This window comes from Paenibacillus silvae (genome assembly GCF_014639235.1).
Lineage (GTDB): Bacteria > Bacillota > Bacilli > Paenibacillales > Paenibacillaceae > Paenibacillus > Paenibacillus silvae.
Map to the genome: position 1 here is coordinate 653,438 of NZ_BMFU01000002.1, position 20,140 is coordinate 673,577.

The 20,140-nt window shown below is 48.2% G+C and carries 15 protein-coding genes; 3 read left to right on the plus strand and 12 right to left on the minus strand.

Translation table 11 applies throughout. The features are described 5' to 3' along the window. Positions 1–45: 45 nt before the first annotated feature. Together IEW26_RS08920 and IEW26_RS08925 are read left to right on the plus strand one after the other, a co-directional pair. Positions 46–612, plus strand: coding sequence for a GerMN domain-containing protein (locus IEW26_RS08920; protein WP_145402303.1), 567 nt, complete (start codon positions 46–48; stop codon positions 610–612). Between the two features lie 201 nt (positions 613–813). Continuing rightward, positions 814–1,581 carry a sulfite exporter TauE/SafE family protein gene (locus IEW26_RS08925; RefSeq protein WP_111268799.1) on the plus strand — a complete coding sequence of 256 codons (768 nt, stop codon included), beginning with the start codon at positions 814–816 and terminating at the stop codon, positions 1,579–1,581. A gap of 52 nt (positions 1,582–1,633) precedes the next feature. Here the strand turns inward: IEW26_RS08925 and IEW26_RS08930 are convergent, their stop codons facing one another. Next, the gene (locus IEW26_RS08930) at positions 1,634–1,981 is read right to left on the minus strand and encodes a DUF4260 domain-containing protein (RefSeq protein WP_111268800.1); all 348 of its coding nucleotides are present in this window, start codon (positions 1,979–1,981) and stop codon (positions 1,634–1,636) included. 1 nt (position 1,982) lies between these two features. Next, positions 1,983–2,615 (minus strand): TetR/AcrR family transcriptional regulator, encoded by a 633-nt coding sequence (locus IEW26_RS08935; protein ID WP_229729750.1) that lies wholly within the window; start codon positions 2,613–2,615, stop codon positions 1,983–1,985. 216 nt (positions 2,616–2,831) lie between these two features. Between IEW26_RS08935 and IEW26_RS08940 the strand changes: the two genes are divergently transcribed. Next, positions 2,832–3,389 carry a DEAD/DEAH box helicase family protein gene (locus IEW26_RS08940; protein ID WP_188592122.1) on the plus strand — a complete coding sequence of 186 codons (558 nt, stop codon included), beginning with the start codon at positions 2,832–2,834 and terminating at the stop codon, positions 3,387–3,389. A gap of 253 nt (positions 3,390–3,642) precedes the next feature. On the opposite strand, the gene IEW26_RS08945 is transcribed toward IEW26_RS08940, so the two are convergent. The 10 genes from IEW26_RS08945 to IEW26_RS08990 all read right to left on the minus strand — a co-directional run bounded on the left by IEW26_RS08945 (position 3,643) and on the right by IEW26_RS08990 (position 20,127). After that, positions 3,643–4,071: a DUF3237 family protein gene (locus IEW26_RS08945; protein WP_229729751.1), complete on the minus strand. Its 429-nt coding sequence runs from the start codon at positions 4,069–4,071 to the stop codon at positions 3,643–3,645. Between the two features lie 68 nt (positions 4,072–4,139). Next, complete coding sequence (locus tag IEW26_RS08950) at positions 4,140–5,114, minus strand: sensor domain-containing diguanylate cyclase (RefSeq protein ID WP_145402306.1); 975 nt, start codon at positions 5,112–5,114, stop codon at positions 4,140–4,142. A 2-nt stretch (positions 5,115–5,116) separates the two neighbouring features. After that, positions 5,117–5,743: a chemotaxis protein CheC gene (locus tag IEW26_RS08955; RefSeq protein WP_111268803.1), complete on the minus strand. Its 627-nt coding sequence runs from the start codon at positions 5,741–5,743 to the stop codon at positions 5,117–5,119. After that, on the minus strand, positions 5,733–6,107 hold the full coding sequence (locus IEW26_RS08960) for a response regulator transcription factor (RefSeq protein WP_111268804.1): 375 nt from the start codon (positions 6,105–6,107) through the stop codon (positions 5,733–5,735). The genes IEW26_RS08955 and IEW26_RS08960 overlap by 11 nt, the downstream gene beginning before the upstream one ends. 291 nt (positions 6,108–6,398) lie before the next feature. Then, entirely contained in the window at positions 6,399–8,189 is a 1,791-nt protein-coding gene (locus tag IEW26_RS08965) for an L-fucose isomerase (RefSeq protein WP_188592123.1), read from the minus strand. Between the two features lie 31 nt (positions 8,190–8,220). Beyond that, positions 8,221–11,046: a family 78 glycoside hydrolase catalytic domain gene (locus tag IEW26_RS08970; RefSeq protein ID WP_188592124.1), complete on the minus strand. Its 2,826-nt coding sequence runs from the start codon at positions 11,044–11,046 to the stop codon at positions 8,221–8,223. Positions 11,047–11,067: 21 nt separating this feature from the next. After that, positions 11,068–14,160 carry a glycoside hydrolase family 2 protein gene (locus IEW26_RS08975; protein WP_229729752.1) on the minus strand — a complete coding sequence of 1,031 codons (3,093 nt, stop codon included), beginning with the start codon at positions 14,158–14,160 and terminating at the stop codon, positions 11,068–11,070. Positions 14,161–14,212: 52 nt separating this feature from the next. Continuing rightward, positions 14,213–17,257 (minus strand): family 78 glycoside hydrolase catalytic domain, encoded by a 3,045-nt coding sequence (locus IEW26_RS08980; RefSeq protein WP_188592126.1) that lies wholly within the window; start codon positions 17,255–17,257, stop codon positions 14,213–14,215. 102 nt (positions 17,258–17,359) lie between these two features. Continuing rightward, positions 17,360–19,108 (minus strand): extracellular solute-binding protein, encoded by a 1,749-nt coding sequence (locus IEW26_RS08985; RefSeq protein ID WP_188592127.1) that lies wholly within the window; start codon positions 19,106–19,108, stop codon positions 17,360–17,362. Between the two features lie 98 nt (positions 19,109–19,206). Then, entirely contained in the window at positions 19,207–20,127 is a 921-nt protein-coding gene (locus tag IEW26_RS08990) for a carbohydrate ABC transporter permease (protein ID WP_229729753.1), read from the minus strand. Between the last annotated feature and the right edge of the window lie 13 nt (positions 20,128–20,140).

The following is a 20,140-nucleotide window of genomic DNA, read 5'->3' on the forward strand; positions in this document are numbered from 1 at the left end:
CTTGCAGCAAGCCAAAAACAAATGTAACGATGAGGATGTGCCTATATGAGAAAAAAGTCTAGCTACACACTCGTATTCTCCTTGATCAGCTTAATGCTTGTGCTTGCTGGCTGCGGCGATAAACCAGCTGTAGACCCTGGTAACAAGCAATCTGAAGCCGCAAATCCGTCTACATCGAACGCCTCTTCCCCCACCAACACACCAGATAACGAGCCAACGAAGCAAGAAATTGAAGTGGGTTATGTAGACGCTGAGCTCACTGAGGTCAAAACTAAAAAAGAAGAAATCACATTTTCGGATAGCAGCGAAAAATATAGACAAGCTTTTGATGTCATGCAGCGTTCGGATGATCCGGCATTCATCTCCTTATGGAGTGACATCGGACTTGAATCCATGGATTTTCAAGACGGCCAGCTAACGTTAGACATTCATATCCCGGATGAAGCCAGACTTGGTGCGGGCGGGGAACTTCTCTTTCTCGCGGTGCTGCAGCAAACGATGTTTCAGTTCGAAGAAGTGCGAAGCATTCAGTTGCTGGTGGATGGGCAAGAAACCGAGAGCTTGATGGGCCATGCCGAGCTGCCAAATCCTATACTTCGGGAATCGGAGTAAAACAACGGAGTGTTCATTGGACCAAAAACCTTGCTTCCTGTAATGGAAGCAAGGTTTTTTAGTGTGTGTACTAGCATAGCTTCGGCACAATTAACAGCTTGCATTTTACATCAGCTAATAATAAAGTTTATGGACGAAACCATTACATCACATGGTCCGTGAGAAGTAACCAAATTTAGAGAACGATGCGGAGAATGTCTTATGCTTATGCTTGAAATCGTATTTGTTATGTTTCTGTTAGGTATGCTGCTTGGTTTTGTGGGTGCCGGGGGTTCTGGATTCATTATCTCACTCTTGACCGTGGCATTTGGTTATCCCATTCATGTTGCGCTTGGAACAGCACTCGCAGCGATGTTCTTCTCCTCCCTTTCAGGTTCAATCAGTCATTATCGGGAGGGAAATGCAGTCCTTAAAACGGGTTTGATTGTCGGGTTTACAGGCGCAGCAGGCGCATGGGTCAGTTCAGGCTGGTCTACTTATATTCCTGAGGGGCGGCTTGGTATGCTTACGTCCATTATGCTGTTTACATCAGGACTTGCCTTGTGGCTGCGATTAGTTCTGGTCTCACGCCGTCCTCATGCTGCTGGCACAGAGTCACCCGTGCTGAATAGCGGCCTTCGTTACTGGTTGTATGCCCTGCTGATTGGCGCGGTTACAGGCATGTTATCCGGTTTATTCGGGATCGGATCTACACCTTTTATACAGTTGGGACTCATGCTGTTATTAAATATGCCTATGCGATTTGCAGCTGGCACAACGATGCTGGTCATCATTCCGATAGCACTGGCTGGTGGCGCCGGGTACATGAGAATTGGTTATCTCGACCTGCAGCTCCTGCTGCTTGTCGTTATAGGTACGATGTCCGGTTCTTACGTCGGAGCCAAATTTACCAAGCGAGTGCCTGCTTTCTGGCTGAAAGTAAGTATGGTCATCACTCCAATGATCGGGGCTGCGATACTGTGGTTGTAGTACTAGGTGGAACTGGTGTGCCAGACTAGGCACCCAGTCCCGTTGTTGGGATCTACACACGCTGTAGATGAGTATCCTTGAACTCTGTTTCATACTTTAAACCAAATCCGAACATGCGGTCCATGCCGATATGTGCAATCCAGATGAAACTGATCAATATCAGGAAGTCGACCTTCATCATAAACCCTGCCGCCAGAAATATCATTGGCGTAATATACGTATGTGCCACATTATAAATTCGGGCTCCGACCTTATTGTTCACTACATAACCGATCATGAATACATCGGGGAAGAGCAGCAGCAGCAGAAAGAGCCACCAGGAATAATCATTGTAGAAATACATCGTTGCTGCTGCTGCCAATACGAGCAACCCTTCTAATCGAATCCATATTCTGGTCATTTTAGTTATTCTCCTTTGTTCGTTCCATAGTGTGAGAAGTGTGAATACCTTGCAGCATCCAGCCGATGCCTTGCGATACCTGCTCGTGAGAGAGCGGATCACTTGACAGCAGCACTGGTGATTGGAGCGTAAGTCCATCAAAAACGGCTTGAATCAAGGCTGCAAAGGTCTCCTGCTCCGCTTCATTCAACGGCAGCTCCAAGCGGTCTATAATCAACCGGATACCTGCTTTCATCTCCTGGTACAGCTTCGTTAACTCTTGAGCCAGCTTCACGTTGTTCACACTTTCAGTCCACAAGCTGATGAGAAGTGTAAACCACTCCGGGTTATTTTTACGAAATTCCACAACATGCAGCAAAGCCTGCGACAGAAGCTCTGACGGTGCGGCCTTCATGTCGAGCTGCTGAAGGGCCTGCTGCATACCCCGGTTAATCATCCACTCTCGCACTACCTCCACCAAAAGCGTTTCTTTGGTATTAAAATGGTATCCGATCAACCCCTGTGCTACGCCGGCTTTGGCAGCAATTTCTTTCATTGTAGCTTTGCTGTAACCTACCTGCCCGAATAGCGTAAAAGCAGCTTGCAAGATTGCATTTCTACGTTCGTCCTGATTTGTTGCTGGTTGTTTTGTCACCTCTTACCCCCCAATACTGTTTGGTCGAACAGTCAATTTCATGTACTCATCATAAAACTGTTTGCTCGAACAGTCAATAGTGATTTTTTAAAATAGTTTTCGTTAAACCCAAGTTGTTGATAATTGATCATTGCGAACAAACCATCTGTGATAAAGGAACTATTATAGCTCGAATTGTGATAATATTATTGAAATATCTTCCAAGGGGATGATTGAATGAAATTGGTTATAATCTTTGGCCCGCAGGCGGTAGGAAAAATGACAGTAGGACATCAATTGGAGAAGGTAACTGAACTAAAGCTGTTCCACAATCACGCAACCATTGAAATGTTAGCTCCCCTATTCGGTTTTAATAGTGAAATGTGGAGATTAGTAGATCAATTTCGTCAAGACATATTTGAAGCCGCCGCCAGTAGTGATATGTATGGAATGATTTTCACTTATGTATGGGCATTCGATCTGCAGCAGGATTGGGACTATGTTTATAAAATTTGCAAAATCATTGAAGATAAAGACGGAGAAGTGTATCTTGTAGAGCTTGAAGCCGATCTGGAGAAAAGAATTGAGCGTAACAAGACGCCTCACAGACTTGAGCACAAACCAACCAAAAGAGATGTTTTTCGTTCTGAACAGAATCTGATACAGACCATGGAGCAGCATCGATTAAACTCATTCGAGGGAGAAATCAAAAGAGCCAATTACATCAGAATTAACAACTCTAATCTAAGTGCTGGTGAGGTTGCCGAGACCATTAAGAACAGATTCGTATTATAATCATTTTATAATACATACAGGAGGTTTCAGACAATGCTGAGTAGTGTAAGTATACCGGGTATGATTATTTTAATCATTTTCCTGGTTCTTATAATCGGACTGATTCGGAGAATTTTGAGACGTTAACATTACACATAATGTCAAAAAAGCGTTGGCCTGGAGCACAACGCTTTTTTGCAATGTATGTAAACGCTCTGACTCTCGAATAATGATGCTTGCAAAGGCATCGGGTATTGTGTGTGCATTGGCAGTTTCAGGATATTGCCCTGAAAAACTTAATATCAACGCCGCCGGCTGCAGAAAAGCCCTCACCTATCAATGGTTCCACATTCAGGTATGCCAAGGCCTGGCTGTTCGTTATGATGCGTGGAGAGGTACGAAACAGCCTCGTGCCCTGCGGTTTTCCGATATAACCGTTATTCTCGATATATATTTCACACTGCTGTCCGGTATAATCTTGTCCCTTCAGCATATATCTGGCTGACAGGCTGTGACTTGCTCCATCTTTTCCGATAATCTGGGTATCCACGCCGCCCTCCAGTACTATGCCTTCGAACATTGCTCCGGTAACATGCCCGCCGAAAGTAATCAGTATAACCGATTCACCGTGTTTGTTCTCCAGCTGAATGCTATCCTTGATCTGCACATGTACTGTAAACAGCTCTTCCATCTCCAGCGTCATCGTTAATCACAGCATCCTCTCCACTCAGGAATAAACATGAATAAAGCATCGGATACAGCTTGCTTATATTACCAGAGCTGCTCCATCTCAGGATCATAGAACGAAAATCCACGCTTCCCGTTTTTCTTGATTCTGTACATCGCCATATCTGCAAATTTCAGAAGCTCAGAAGGGTCTTGCGCATGCAATGGAAACAAGCTGATCCCAATGCTGACAGACAGGTTGATCTCAATGGAATTCACATGAAATGGCAGATCGAAGGCATTCAGCAGATTAGCCGCAACGGTACTCGCATCCTCATCCTGCTTGAGATGATTCAAAATAATACAAAATTCATCCCCGCCCAATCTGGCTACGCTATCTGTACTGCGTATTCTTCCCTTCAGACGCTCAGCCACCTCCTGTAAAACCAGATCCCCAACCTCATGACCATAGGTATCATTCACCTTTTTGAATCCATCAGTATCTACAAACATCAAGGCAAACCGTGATTCGTTGCGCAGCGCATTGCTGACCGACCACGCTAGGCGATCCTTGAATGCCAGACGATTGGGCAGATCAGTCAATGAATCATGCAAGGAAAGATGTTTGCTGATTTTCTCAGCTTTTTTAATCTCGGTATACTCGGTCTCCAGTTCTTTGATGAGGTTTTTAAGTTTATATACGCGAGTGCTTGTATTGGTCGTATCACTAACCTGAAGCATTGCATAGCTATGGTCATTATCATAGAGCGGTTCTACATGCAAGTTCTGTCTGTAAAAGGTTTCCTCTCCCGCGTCCTTCGGAAGAAAGAACGTCTTATGTAAAGCGCTGGAGCAAAATCTGCTCTGCCCGTGATAAAGTGCATTTTGTAATATATCCATATACATCTTGATCTTGAATCTAGGGCAGATTTCCAGCAGATTTTTTCCAAGCACATCTTCAGCCGGCATACCTGTAAAACGTTCAAGCCACCCATTCCATACAAGAATTCTCAATTGTCTGTCCACAATTAAAATGCCCATTTTTGTTTTGTTCAGCGCTTGTACAATGAGATTGTCCATGGTTATCCTCCCAGTAGAGCATCTATTTTATCCAGTAGACTGGAGATGGAATCCATGCTGAGCGCAATAACGATAATACCCTTTACATCTGTATCGGCAAGTAAAAAGGACGTATGCAGCACCAGTATGTAGACTTCATTTTGAAGCAGAACTTGCGGGTCGGAGCGTGTGACATGAATCAGCTCTATTTCAGGCAATACGTATTCCAGCTTCATTTCGAGAAAATTTCCAAATTCACCAATAATTGCATTGAGCAGCACATTGCTGACTTCCTGAAGCACATCCAGATCGGTATCCATTAACCTGAAATCGTTTGGGTCTACATGCTCTGTAAGCTCTCCCAGACACATGTTAGCAAGCACTTTTGCCTGTTCCGCCGGAAACATCAGAAAGGCTTTACCTTGAAATTGATATCCAAACTGCAAGGAGGATCGAAATAGATGGCCTTCTGTAAACAGAATATTGTATCTCCGATCCTCGGGATCAACCTCGGTGATGGAGATTAGTTCAACTTCAGGGATACTCAGCACAATATGCTTGTCTACAATTTCCGATAACATATTGGCTGCTTGTCCAACATAAACGTTCACGAGCTCAGTAAGCAGATCTTTCTGCAGCTCATTCAGCATGATATGCCACCTGAATCATTTGAAGCAATGTACTGGCTTTTTCAGCCGTTAATGGTTTATTCAAAAATCCCGACACCCCAAGCTGCTCAACTTCCTCACGAGTAGCCTTCTGAATATCCGCGGATAATATAATAATTTTGACGTCCTGATCCATCTCCCGAATCATGCGAAGCATGTCTTGTCCGTTCAATCCAGGCATCAAAAGGTCTGTGGTGATTATATCCGGTTCAAACTCCTGATAGAGCCTGAAGCCATCTTCTCCATTGGTAGCCGTTCGAATCTCACAATTGGGAATATGATCGCCAATTAACTTACTCATCATCTTCTGTACAAATATTGAGTCTTCCACAATTAATACTTTCATGATTCAACTCAGTCTCCTTTATTACGTATTAGGGGCGCAGGGAAAGCAGGCGCTGTAGACAGTTCTTGAGAAGGAGCTTCGCGCACAGGTGGAACCCCTTAAAAGTGACTGACCGTTGGAACGGCAAAACAATATAATTATATTAATTATAAAATTAGATTGTCAACAACATTATAGATTAAAATAGAACGCATTCATCTGTCAATCCTATGAAGCTTCCGGCTGTATCTAAAGTAAAACAAGCTGCAGACATGAGTCCGCAGCTTGCTGAATTTATAAATATAAACGATTTCAACCATAGAGCGGGCCATATGCGGCACAAGCCCGGTAATCTGCTGCCTCAAGGTCTTTGGTGCCAAATGCAGACCAGGCGCTAGGCCTGAAAATACGACTTGTTTCGATATTATGCATATTAACCGGGATACGCAGCATACTTGCCAGCGTAATCAGATCTTCACCAATATGACCATAACTTACAGCACAGTGGTTCGATCCCCACGCTTCCATCACCGTGTACACATCCCCGAAAACCGGATCATCTGCAACCAGTCTTGGCACAAACCATGTTGTAGGCCAGGTTGGCGTTGTACGCAAGTCCAGCTGCTCGTGCACAGCTTCAGGCAAGTCTATCGTGTACCCTTCGGCAAGCTGAAGTACAGGTCCCAAGCCTGAGATCAGGTTAATACGGGCCATCGTAACAGGCATCCCCCCACGCGAAGTATAATCGGTGGAATATCCTCCTCCGGCAAATTGATCCATATACGTCGGCCGCCAGCTGACAGCATCCAGACAAGCTTGTACCTCATGCTCCTTAATCTCCCAATGCGGCTTCATCACCGGCTGGCCGTCTCGCTGCTGCTCCCCTGTTCCATCAAGGGCAGCAGGTCCGGAATTGATCAGATGTATGAACCCTGACGCCGCCATGCCATCGGCCCTCCAGCCTGTCACCCGCTCTACAGCCTCAGGGCTCCAATAGGCGCGGACATCGGCAAAAATCTGAGCGGTATACGATACATAATGATTCAATAACATAGTGATTGCGTTCAGATTATCATTCTCTGTAGCGATCATGTAAGGTTCTCGAATGCCGTTCCAGTCAAAAGAGCTGCACAGGACGGCTTCCAGCACATCAGCACTTGGCAGGTGGTCCGTCCACTCCCGCTGCCCTTGAAACCCTGATGCAATAGCGTTGTAACCGTAGGCCTCTTCTTCATATCCCTTTTCGGCCAGTCTGGGATTACCAATCATGAGATCTCGTACAATCATCGTCATCCGGATCGAGGTCTCCCAATTCTTCAATTTGCTCTCCGGGCTGATCTGAACGGATTCAGGATTAGGGTCCGGGCCTTCCTTGCAATGGAGCGCTGCCCAGGCCATCGCCTTTTGAAATTCCTGCTCATCGTAGATGTGTTTTTCCATTCTCCGTCTGACCTCTGTCATATCGACATAGGCATTTCGCATCCCCAGATAACGCTGATAGAAATTTTCGTCCACAATGCAGCCGGCTATGCCCATTGAAACAGAGCCAATAGACAAATATGACTTGCCTCGCAGCAAAGCAGCTGCCATACCCGCACGAGTGAACCGAATCAGCTGATCACGAACGTCCTGCGGCAGCTTGCCTTCGTGCTGGTCCTGAATATGTCTTCCGTAGATTTTGAAAATTGGAAGCCCCTTCTGGTTATGTGCCGCATGTAAGGCAGCCAGATAGACTGCACCGGGACGTTCTGTGCCATTAAATCCCCAGACCGCATGCGGCAGCGTCGGGTCCATCTCCATCGTTTCAAGCGGATAACACCAGCCGCTTGACACAGAGACCAGCACGCCTACGCCTTCTTTGCGAAATTGCTCAGCACATGTGGCAGCTTCCGTCATACCCGAGATGCATGATTCAAAGATAACCACCTCCACAGGAGAACCGTCCGGGTTACGCAGAACAGCTGTAATCTCGGCAGCAGCTTCTCGAGCAAGATTCATGGTGCTTTCGGCCAGTGCTGCCTTTACCAGCTTGCGGCGGTCCACGATCGGGCGTATGCCAATCTTGGGAAATCCGCCTTCGTAGCGATGTGAATTGGGGTTCATTGGTATCTCTCCTTCACTGAATTACGCTAATTCACTCAACTTGAAAAGATAGAGTAAAATGATGTCGACCCGGGGCCAGCTCGTGAATACGCGACAGCTTTGCTGCCGAAGCCATAACCGAGGGAAGCACAAGTGTAGCCGTCGTTCCTTCTGGAATTTCCACCTGAAGTTGAAGCCCTGCATCCTGTTTCTTCCAGGAGGAAGATATAAGACCATATGTCGTTCTAAGCGAAGCACTAACGGCATTCAGCTTGGACGGAATACAAGGCTCAATCCATATTTTCTGATACCCTGGAGCATCCGGTCTTATGCCCGCCAGTCTTGTGTAAAAAGAGGCACTGATCCCCCCGAACATGGCATGATCATGGGAATGCATCCCGCCCTTCTCACTCCACTGCTCCCACAGTGTTGTGGCTCCGCGTTCAATCTGATATCCAAACCCCGGGTATTCTTTTTTGCTTAGAAGTGCATAGGCCACATCGATGTGACCGTAATCTGCCAGTACATCCAACACGTATCTTGTACCGTAAATGCCTGTACCGAGGTGCCCGTTTTTCTCCGCAATGGATTGTACCAGCCTGTTCACGGCAGAAACGCGTTGCTTTACGGGTACCATGCCGTAGGCAAGCGGCAGAAGCTGAGCGGTCTGTGAGCCGCTGCCGTAGATGCCGTCACCTGAATGGAAGCGACGCTGGAAGGCTTGATTGATATGATCAGCCAATTTCCTGTAATAATGGAGGTCTGAATCGATGCCTAAAACAGCTGCTGCTTCGGCAGTAATCGAAGTTATTTTGTAATACACACTGGTATTCACCAGCTCTACCTCATGAAAATAGTTCTCCCAGCCATCCTCGTTAGGAGGACACCAGTCACCAAAGCCGTCCTTTACCACATGCTCAGGCCACTTCTCATGCAAATGGTCTATGTATGCCTTCATGGATGGATAACTGCGGCTTAATGCGTCAAGATCGTTATAATGCTGATAGAGATACCATGGAAGCGAAACCTTGTCTCCGCTCCAGTCGGGATTGGTCATGCTGTCTTCAATATCATCCAGCCATTTGCGGTAATAACGCTGCATATTGAAGTGGTGCATGCCTGATTCCTCCACGACCGCAGAATCCATGAGACAAGGGGTACGTTCATCACGCTGACAACAGTCCGTCGGGATGCTCATCAGATTATTGAGATAGGACCAGCGAATGTTGCGGTACAGTTGGTTAAGCCTTTCATCCGAACTCTCAAAAGTTCCTGTCTGTTCAACATCGGTATGAATCGAAACAGCCTCAATCGAAACCCGGCTTGATCCTGCGCTGACCTCTACATACCGAAAGCCATGATACGTGAAGCGCGGTTCATAACGCTCTTCGCCATCTCCACGGAGAATATAAGTGTCGGCTGCTTTGGCATTTCGATTCGTCCAGGGGTCAATATCACCTGTTTCATCCACAAGTTCACTGTATCTCAGTCTCACTTCACTTCCTGCACGGCCTTTTACTTGTATTCGAGCCCATCCTGCGATGTTCTGTCCAAAATCGTAGACATTGACACCGGGACGGGGATGAAAGACAGCTACCGGTTTCAGCGGTGTAAAAGTGGTAATGGGAGGCTGATGATTTTCTACAAGCTCGCCTTCAGGCGAATCAGCTGTTACAGCGTTTGACCAATCATCATTGGTAATAAAACCGGGACGGTTCCAGCCGTTATACTCTAAACGGGCATCATAGAACTCCCCGTCATAGATATCATTGGCAAGAATCGGACTCGGGGCACACGACCAGGATTCGTCCGTGACAATGGTCTGCGTGCTACCATCCTCGAAGCGGAGGTCAAGCTGCAGGATCAGCGCTTTATCCCGATTCCATTTCCACCCCCAACGGGAATAATTAAAATAGTAGCCGTTCCCTAGCCACACACCGAGTACATTTTCCTTCTCATGGAGCAATTCCGTTACGTCATATGTGTCATAAAGCATTCTTTGTTTGTACGGCGTGTTGGCTGGAGCCAGAACGCGATGATCGGAACGCTCGCCATTGATATAAAGTTCGTACCACCCCAGTGAATATATGCGTAATCTGGCTTCAATCGGTGGTGAGGGCAAGACTATTGTTTTACGAAACAATGGACTGTCTACCGGTACCGGGGTGCTGCAGATAGACAGCATATTCTCTTCTAGCACCAATCCGTTCCCTGAAGCATGGATGGTCCCTGCTGAACAATGAGTGGTCTGTGGATCATAAAAGCGGTTGGAATATAACACGCGGCCATCGGAGCCTGTGAGCTTCAAATCACGAAATATAGCCTTCTGTCCGTCTTTTGTCCGAAAACCAATCCTCCCCCGATCAGAAGCTGCCTTGCAGCCATACGTTTGCTGTTCATTAATCGTAATCTGCCAATCATCTCCGATTGTATTGATCTTGAGTCGCATGTACGCCGATTGCTCTGCGTTTTGAGGTAAACGAAATTCCCCCAATGTATGATGTACACCTTCCTCAATACGATAAATGTTCATTAAGGAATGACGGGCATGCGAAGAATGTTCTGTTTCCTGCTCGTTCAGATTGCAACAGAGTTCAACACCACAATGATGCTGCTCATCCTGATAACCAAACAGAAATGAAGCACCGCCAGTTTCCACACAAACAATCACCTCAACCTGATATGAGGTCCATTCAGCAGCATCACATGCCGAACGGGTAATCCACCGGGCAAGCCATGGCTTCGATTTATTTTCATACCTCTTCGCCAGCTCAACTGGCTCTTGGGCCAACGTTACCCATTCGCTCACCGCTACCCGTTCTGCGTCTCCAGTCTTTTCCGATGTTCCGCTTGCTCCAGTTATCTTCATTGATGTCATCTTGCTGCTCCCTCCTGTCAGTCAGCTTTGGCGCAAAGGATGTGCTTTGTGTTTCTGCATGCTTCGCGTCACCTCAGGTGCATTCCAGGCACTTATGGTCACTTCATGCAAACTCGTATCGGCCAACGCTTCATAAGCAATCCACCGTTCTTCGCCTGGAGATAGTCCAAAATCATTATCGTCCAGGTAACTGCTCCATTCATCGGGAAAATGGTGCACCATTACTCGAATCGCAGGCACGCTCCCTGTATTGCGAACGACAATGTAACCTCCCTTGTCGTGTTCGGTCAGCATAAACCATTCCAGCGTGGTAGAAGGCAGTTCACGCATCGGTGCATTGGAGAGTTCTCTATACAACCTGAAAGCACGCTCTGCCTCGGCACCGGAGTATTCGTTGGCATCATGACGGTGCTCCTGCTCGAAGGTCAGCAGCTCTGCTGTCTTCGGCTGGGCATTAAACCAGTACCACTGATCTGCGATCAACTCTCCATCTTCTGCACGAAGAGCTATGTGGATTAGGAACGGCTGAATGGCTGAAGCTTCCGGCAGACAGACTTCCAGCGTTTCAATAAGAGTCACCTGCCCTGGTGATACTGTTAAAGATGGGTAATTGCACGCCATTATTTCAGCAAGCTGGCTGTTGTACATCTTGACCTGAACCGTTGCATCTGCAAGTGTCTCAAGCGAATCATTCGCCAGATGAAGCCCTGCCTGAAACAAATCGCCCGCTTGCCAGCCTTCCAGTCTGGAAACGGTAACAAAAGCATTTTGCGGACGAGAAGCCTGCTTTGCCCGATAGTAGGAGAGCTTGGCTGTGCCGTAATAGTCAATCACTGCCCATGAATGTCCAGGAAAGCAATCCGTGAATTTGTAATACCAGAAGCCGCTCTTGTCCTTTCCCGCTCCTGCACGCTGCAGATCAGCAGTAAAACGAATCCCGTCACCTTGCGCGGTCTGTGAATAGGTGATGTAATCCTGCCAGCTCCGAATCGGACCATATGCTGCATAACGCATGACTTTGATGACATCCTTCAGGCTAAACTGATGAAAATGGGCCTTCCACCCCCTGCTCTCTTCGGTCGGCGGAAAAGAGGATAACGCTTCTTCCGGCATATACCGCAAGCAACTGGAGACATTGGTCTGGCTCGGGATTCCAAATTCGCCATAGAACACGGACGGCATCGCGAGCGTTGCTTCATCCAGCGGTTCACCGCCATGGTAGACATTCCAGTTATGCGCACTCCCTGCCCATGGATCGGTTCGGTGGAACGGACGTGACGGGTCATACTCGCGGCAGCGCTTGCCAACCAGAAAAAGACCTTCATCCGCCCCGCCATGTGCACCATTCTCATTGCCTCCACCCCACATGATCAAGGAAGCATGATTCCGCAACCGTTTAACCGAAAGCACGGTCTGACGGTCAATGACACCGAGATCTGTCAAGGGAGCGTCAGGCGGTCCCCAGCAAAGCGGGAATTCCTGGTATACCATAATGCCTTTCTGATCACACAAGTCATAAAATTCATCTCTTTCCACCAATCCGCCGCCCCATGCCCGAAGCATCTGCACATGCCCTCTTCGAGCCAGCTCAAGCAGGCGTTCATACTGACCTTCCTTCCGCGTCAGCATAACATCAGGCCAGCACCAATTAGCCCCCTTGATAAACATTGGCTCGCCATTGATCACAAACTGCCAACGATAATCGGTTTCGGGCTTAGCGCCTCTCATAGGCCGCATCTTGATCGTGCGAATCCCAAAAGTAGTTCGAGCTTCTCTTACGCGAACGGCCTGTTCCTGTGACTCAGCCTTCTGAATACCTGATTCGATCGTAGAAGTAAAACTCGAACCCATTTCATGTGCAGAATTCCCGGTGCCCATATTTATATGTTGGTGTCTGCAGTGAGTAGCCCCTAACACAAGCTCATAAAGCGGTTGATCGCCGTATCCCGAGGGCCACCATATATTCGGATTGCTGATGGCAAGCACTGTACTGAATTTACTTCTCCCATAGGCAACCTCAATTGAACAGGTGAACCGATGATCATCGCAGGTCAGCCTTTCATCTGCAATTGGATCGGCAGAATCGTTTGCACTTCGGGCAGACGAATTGGAATTCACATTTTTCAGCTGAATTAAACCTTCAATCGTGATATGAGCGTGCTCTGTCAGGCTGCTTTCGGTTGTAAATTCCAGTTGAAGCCGTGCTTCATCGGGCGTACAGGATAACGTTGTAACATAGGGATCAATCAGGGCAATATCGGCATGAGCTGTAACCCTCACATCCTTCCAGATGCCAAGAGAGATCAGATGACCGTAATGCCAGCCAAAGCCTGGGCTTGGTTTCATGAGACCATTCCAGCTTTGGGGCGCCGGATCAATACGAACAACAAGCACATTGGCTTCATTCGATCGCACCAGACCTGTAATATCGAGCATCGGACCGCCAAACATGCCCTGATGATGTCCAAGTGATATGCCATTGAGAAACACTGTTCCTGAGTAATCTATGCCGTCAAACTGTAAGGAAAGCCGTCTTCCCTCCCACATGGCAGGCAGCTCAAACGTTGTTGCAAACCACCATTCCATGCATTCCACACGTGTTCTGCGGAACCAGACCGGGGTTTCCTGCGGGGTGCCATGCTGTTCAAGTTCATCTATCGTGTTGGTATTCCAGTGCGGATCATGCATGGCTCCAAGATCGACGAGCGCCTGCTGTACCGTGGTGGGAACCTGAACCTCCAGCCAATCCTTCCGAGCATGACCAGGCTCATACCAACGCTCTCGCATGCCTTCACTTGCTTTGGCTTTTCGTCCAAACCAGCCCGTGGAGGGGGAAGGATCACCATGATCAGCGGCTTCTCCTCCCTTCATTCGCCAGGTACCGAACAGCAGCAATGAATCTTCTGAAGGGAGCATGTTATTTTCAACGGGTGAACCTTGTTCCTGATTTTTCGTGACAGGCTGCATTTCACTGTTTATTTTGCGGACAGGCATACGGCTGTCCATCTCCACCCATGCGTCGCCGTGGAGCGAAGAGCGCGCATAAACCTCATCCTGGATTTCGTCCAGAAATCGCTTCCCTTTTGATGAATGGTAATACGAGATGTTTGTCATCGTGTGCACACTCCATTCATGTTCTGTAGGCTGTCGTTCCAGCTTCATGATCTCAATATGTTCTGTGTACGAGCACAGGATGATATCCTTGGGGCACTTCCATAACAACCTCAATTTCTTTTGGAGCCACAACCTCCAATTTGAAAACAGATTCACCTGACTCCTCACGAATCTCCCACTTCACATCAATTCTTCCGTTCTTGGGAAGGGGTACCGCTCCCTTGGCCCATTGCAGATCGCCGGGCTGCGGTGCGACCCGAATAGCGGTCCAGCCGTCAGCAGCAGGTCGAACCCCGAGTACAACAGCGCCTAAAAAGTACCCTGCCGCAGCTGACCAGGCATGGCAATGACTGCGTGTCAGATCTTTAGAACTCGGTCTGTTCTCCTTGAATCCCGGATACATTTCCCAGCAGGTTGTCGCCTCATGTTTCACCATCTCGCCAAACTTCTCACGCATATCCCGAAGCAGCATATCGGTCTGACCCATCAGCACTAGCGCTTCATAATAAAAGAACGTCATAAACGGACTTCCAATCGCTACAAAATCATCCGGTGGTGAAGTCAGATACGCGGCAAGCTTCTCCTTGCGCTCATCAGCGGCAACTCCCGTAATCAATGCCATCACCTGGGTCTGCATACTAAATGTGCTGGATGGTGAACCGTTAGCATGAATGCAGTCGATAAAAGCCTGACGTTCCTCATTCCACAGGTGTTTGTTGATGGCACAAGACAAATGCTGGGACATGGAGTCGTAATACACGGCCTGCTCTTCACATCCAGCGAGCTCAGCCAATCGTGCTGCATCCGCCAGCGTACGTACCAGAATGACATTTTGATGGGTAACCGTCCCATCATTAGGCTGCTCCATCGGGGCCCAGTCAAGCAGATTCCATGCGTGTATGGATAACAGCCCCCGCTCATCAATATGCTGAAGAAAATGATCAAGTGTGTATTTCACCTTGGGCCAGATTTGCGCTGCAAAATTCCTGTTTCCCGTATGACGTGTGTACTCGAGACAGGCCGTTATCCAGAAAAACGTCCAGTTCGGAATGACACTGCTCCATCCGCTGGGCACCTGATTCACATAAAGCGGTGTCTGTTTGCTGGAGCCAGGCACGAGTTCAAGACAATGTTTAACGATGTCCGTTGCACCAAATACATAATAGTTAACCAGCGCTTCATTTCGGCTGTCACCAACCCAGAAAACCTGCTCGTAAGCCGGGCAGTCCACAAATGTATCCTCCATGCATAGCCGGGTTGTATGTTTGCTGATCTCCCAAATATCATTCAAGAGCGGATCGGAGCTGTGGAAGCGTCCAATCTCGACCACCGGATAGTTGCTCTGCACCAGATTGGCACTAAACAGCCGCAGCGGTCCGGTGTTCCCGTGGATCGTAAGCATCAGATACCGAAGGCCGCGCCGTACAGGAGATGCATAGCTTTGTCTGCCTTCACGGCAAATATAGCGCAGTGTGTTATCAACCCCGAAGGTGTCCTGCCGCAACCCGCCATCCATATACTCGAAACCGTAGGCATCAATAACAGCACCTTTCGGTGCGTCTACATCCAATCTCAGATAACCTGACCATTCACGCCCGAAATCTATAATCAGTTCAGTGCCTTTTCCCTCAATCATTGCGGGAATGATGGCCGCTGACCGATTGGCGAAGCAAACCTGCTGTATAACAGATGTGACGGGACGCGATTGTTCATTTCTTTTCCATATGCTGGACGTAAAAATGGAAGTATCAGCGCTTAACATTTCAGGAAACGGTTTTATCCATTCCCGATATGCTATCAATTCCGAAGGTGAAGCCAATCTGCGGCACTGTTCATACACATCCGCATTTGGAAAATCACTGCCGTCCAAGGGCCTGCTGCCGCCAAATCCCTGATAGTGGCGAAGCGGACTATGGTTTGGCTGGTGGTCTACGTGTACAAGCGTTGCAAACGGCCCTACAAGCACAAAGGGGGATTCACCCACGCTCGTTTCATCAAGGGCTGGCGCTGTTACAGTAAATGCAGCTTCACAATCAATCCCGATATGCAATCCGCCGCCATGATCCGGGCCGGCCAGCTCAATCAGCAGCAGATTGTCTCCTTTCTCCAGTCTGACCCGCTGCAAACGGCGAGGTTTCTCCCCCTCCATCCCTTCGGTGGCATAGTAAACTCCGTTAAGTGTTAACCCCCGAATTGCATGGAACGCGCTGAATAGTCCGATCACCGCCTCTGCTCCGATACTTGCATGTATGACCGCTGCGGCATAACCTGCAAAGGATACCGGGTTCGCGTGCATCCTGCTATCTGGCTCCATCGCTTCTCGCACGTCCAGCACATGAGTCCAGGATACAAGAGAGATCTCTTTTAACGATTCCACCCGCACAGGCCATACTTCTTGCTCTGTAAGTTCGGGAATATCACTCCCGATCAGCTTCGTCCATGGTGCATCTCCGGGTCTTCCGATCACCCGCGCAGCTGTCCAGCCCTGCTCCTCGGTATATGGCATCGCCTCTGTTCCAAACCATTCATGCTCCCATTGCCTTGCGTCCATCTGCTCCGTAAAACCAAGCTGACAGGACATCCGCGAAACCTTCCGCTCATATCCGGCATACGGAGCCGTTATCCAGGAGGCATCTGTTGCAACGATTAGCTCTCTTGGAAAAATGCCTTCCTCTCTCTGAGGATGAATCTGCTCCAATTGAGCCAAAAGCCCTCCTCTTCCGGGTAGATAATTGAAGGTAGCGACACCATAGCTGATTACCAATACAGCCAGTATGTTAGAGCCGGGGCGAAGCAAATGTCCAACTTCATGTACACGGTAATTCAGTTCAAACGGCCAGGAACGATTCGGCCCTCTTCCGCATAACACACCATTGACATACAATACATATCTGGCATCTGCCGTAATTGTGACCTCTGCACTTCCAGAGTCCCACTGCTGCAAAATGAATTCCTTGCGAAAACAGCGCCATTCATTGCGGGGCCATTCGTCATGCCCTCCCCATATCCAGGAAGCCCGCCACCCGAAATGACCTGCACCGTTTTCATTTTCCTTGCTCGGCAGCTCCCTCCCGCCAGTTGACAGAGTTTGATCCATGTATACATCCGCTCCCATTCCCTGTATGGTTCAAAAAAAAGGAGCTAAAACTCCACAGCTTTAGCTCCCCGCATCATGCCCTTCTATTTCGGTCAAGCTGTTTTACAGTCCGTGAGCTTTGCGAAGCCGCTGCACTTCACCGTTATACCAAGCTGTAAATTCGTCTGCTCCGGCTTTTTTGAATGCTGCAAGCGCAGCTTGTTTATTGGCTGCAAAGGACTGCTCATCTTTGGAAAGAATGACCTTCGCTGCTTCACGCGCTGCCAGTTCTTTCAGCTCGGCTTCCTGCTTTTTCAGTTTGTCATCCAGGGTTACACCTGGAACCGTGTTGCGTTTGACGATCTCTTCATCCGTCATGCCGTTCATCCATGTCGTAAACGTATTCAGCTTGCCTTCATCAATCAGCTTTTTGAATACCTCTCCAGAGTAAGAAGCGCCGTAATGCTGGGCAAAATCCTTTTCAAGCGGTGTAGCGGCCTTGGATAATGATTCCTCTGAGGTGAAAAGGTCCACTGGCATTTTGTCGTTCGGATTCAGCATGTCTCCGCCAAGACCAATAATGTTGCGATCCAGCGAAAGTCCTGTTGCTTCGTAAGGTGCGCCGCCTGCTGCTTTCAGCGCAAGTGTTTCATCGGTCAGTGCCGGTTTGCCATCAACCATCTTCCAGTGTTTTCCTTCTACACCGTTGTACATGGTCCGTGCACCTTCATAAGAGTAAATATAATTCAAGAATTCCATTGCTTTTTCAGGATTTTTAGACGTTTTGGAGATGCTGTAGGCTTTATCCTGCCATCCGAGCGGATTTACTGCTCCTGTCCAGGCAAGTTTACCTGCAGGTACAACAAGATATCCTTTGCCTTCACTTGCATGCTGGGCATTGAAATCACCCATCGCCCAGGTTGCTGGACCCACAACAATCTGTCCTGCTGTTGCCTTTGCCATGTAGTCGTTGTTTTTCATCGTCAGGGAATCCGGATCAAGCAATCCACGTCGCTGCGCTTTATTATAGAAGTCTATTGCGGTCCAGAAGTTGGAGGATTCATCGGTCAGATTGCTGATGAAGTCGCTGCCGCCAACTTTGGAGGCTGTCAGGTCACTCGTAGCACTTACACTTTCAGTGAAGATGATCGGTGGAATGGTGTAAGGCCATAGTCCCCAATCCTGCCACATCGATACGCCGTATACCTTTTTGCCGTCCTCCGTCGTCGGATGTTTTTCTACGATTTTGCCGACAACGTCCAGCAGATCGTCCATCGTAGCGATTTCAGGTGTGCCAATCTCTTTGTACCAGTCCCAGCGAATTGTTGGTCCAATGGTGATTGGCGCAATGGATGTGCCCGGTTTGGACTGTACTTGCGGCGGCAGGAAATAGAGCTTGCCCGTGCCGTTACTCCAGTTCTTTTTGCTGTAATCCACAACCGTCGGGATATTGGCTGTTATATCTTTACCGGATTTCGCAAGCAGCTCATCCATAGGAACAATCAGATCGCCTTCTATCAGCTGTTTTTGATATTTATTTACATCTGTACGTACCAGGTCAGGGAGATCACCGCCAGCAAGCAATACATTGAATTTATTCTCGTCCGCTTCAACGTATTCAATCTTGACCCCTATTTTCTCGGCAATGGCTTGTGCTACCTCATTGTTTTGCTGTGAGTTCCACTTGGAACCCGTTTCCATAATAAGCACACGAAGCGTGACAAGGTCTTTGCTTGAGCCAGTGCCTGATGAACCCGTTTCCCCGGTCCCTGTCTGACCGGTTCCTGTGCTTCCGCCTGTGCAGGCTGCAAGCAGCAAAGACGTCATCATGAGCATTGCCATTACTCGGCGGAACGTTTTTTTAGTTCTCATGTCATAACCCTCCTGATTTTCTTCTTCTATAATTATCGGCCTAAGGCCGGATAATCCAATCTGCTGCAGCATATTTACCCCTACCAGCCTTGCCGGGCTTACCCTTTAACTGCACCCATCATGATGCCTTTAACGAAATAACGCTGCAGCATCGGGTAGACCAGCACAATCGGCAGCGTAACCAGCATCGTAATGGTCATGCGGATCGACTGTGGGGTTAATGTTCGGACTACGTCCCCGCGAGTCAGCTCCTCGGTTGTCATATTGGACAAATTACTCGACTGGTTCAGGAAGTTATACAATACCAGCTGCAGCGTTTGCAGCTTCGGATTCTCTACAAGGAAAAAGTTATCAAACCAGGTGTTCCATTGTCCCACCGCAGAAAAGACGGCAATGGTGGCGATGATCGGCATCGAGAGCGGGAATATAATGCTGCGGTAGATTCGGAAATATCCGGCCCCGTCAATCTTTGCCGATTCCTCCAGAGAGGCGGGCAGCTGTTCAATAAACGTTTTGATCAAAATAATGTTAAAGCCCGACATCGCACTGGGGATGATATAGAGCAGAAAATTATTTTGCAAACCATAAGCCTTCATGGTCAGATACCACGGGATAAAGCCGGCGTTAAAATACATCGTAATCAGGACAAAACGGTAAATTATTTTACGATACGGCATCTCTTCCTTGGTAATCAGATAGGCAAAGAACGAGCAGCTGAACACCGTAATCAAAGTTCCGAGCACCGTACGGGAGACGCTGACCAAGGCCGCGTCCATAATGCCCGGTAACTGCACCGTTGCTTTGTAGGCTTCCAGCGAGAAGCCTGAAGGCCAGAAGTATACCCCTTTCTGGACCTCAATCGGATCACTGATGGAATAGATGAGGATGTAGTAGAACGGATAGATCGTGATAATAACCAGCATAGATAACAAAATGTAGTTAAACAGAGTAAACGTAAGGTCTTTCCAGTCCATATGGCGGCTGGGACGAAGCGTCTCTCCTGAGGGTTGTGTACGCATCTCTTTTTTGCTC

Bases quoted from the DNA above. Each gene is read 5' to 3' on its own strand.
- IEW26_RS08920 (WP_145402303.1), top strand. From the start codon at position 46: ATGAGAAAAAAGTCTAGCTACACACTCGTATTCTCCTTGATCAGCTTA.
- IEW26_RS08925 (WP_111268799.1), top strand. From the start codon at position 814: ATGCTTATGCTTGAAATCGTATTTGTTATGTTTCTGTTAGGTATGCTG.
- IEW26_RS08930 (WP_111268800.1), bottom strand. From the start codon at position 1,981: ATGACCAGAATATGGATTCGATTAGAAGGGTTGCTCGTATTGGCAGCA.
- IEW26_RS08940 (WP_188592122.1), top strand. From the start codon at position 2,832: ATGAAATTGGTTATAATCTTTGGCCCGCAGGCGGTAGGAAAAATGACA.
- IEW26_RS08945 (WP_229729751.1), bottom strand. From the start codon at position 4,071: ATGACGCTGGAGATGGAAGAGCTGTTTACAGTACATGTGCAGATCAAG.
- IEW26_RS08950 (WP_145402306.1), bottom strand. From the start codon at position 5,114: ATGGACAATCTCATTGTACAAGCGCTGAACAAAACAAAAATGGGCATT.
- IEW26_RS08955 (WP_111268803.1), bottom strand. From the start codon at position 5,743: ATGCTGAATGAGCTGCAGAAAGATCTGCTTACTGAGCTCGTGAACGTT.
- IEW26_RS08960 (WP_111268804.1), bottom strand. From the start codon at position 6,107: ATGAAAGTATTAATTGTGGAAGACTCAATATTTGTACAGAAGATGATG.
- IEW26_RS08965 (WP_188592123.1), bottom strand. From the start codon at position 8,189: ATGAACCCCAATTCACATCGCTACGAAGGCGGATTTCCCAAGATTGGC.
- IEW26_RS08970 (WP_188592124.1), bottom strand. From the start codon at position 11,046: ATGACATCAATGAAGATAACTGGAGCAAGCGGAACATCGGAAAAGACT.
- IEW26_RS08975 (WP_229729752.1), bottom strand. From the start codon at position 14,160: ATGACAAACATCTCGTATTACCATTCATCAAAAGGGAAGCGATTTCTG.
- IEW26_RS08980 (WP_188592126.1), bottom strand. From the start codon at position 17,257: ATGGATCAAACTCTGTCAACTGGCGGGAGGGAGCTGCCGAGCAAGGAA.
- IEW26_RS08985 (WP_188592127.1), bottom strand. From the start codon at position 19,108: ATGAGAACTAAAAAAACGTTCCGCCGAGTAATGGCAATGCTCATGATG.
- IEW26_RS08990 (WP_229729753.1), bottom strand. From the start codon at position 20,127: ATGCGTACACAACCCTCAGGAGAGACGCTTCGTCCCAGCCGCCATATG.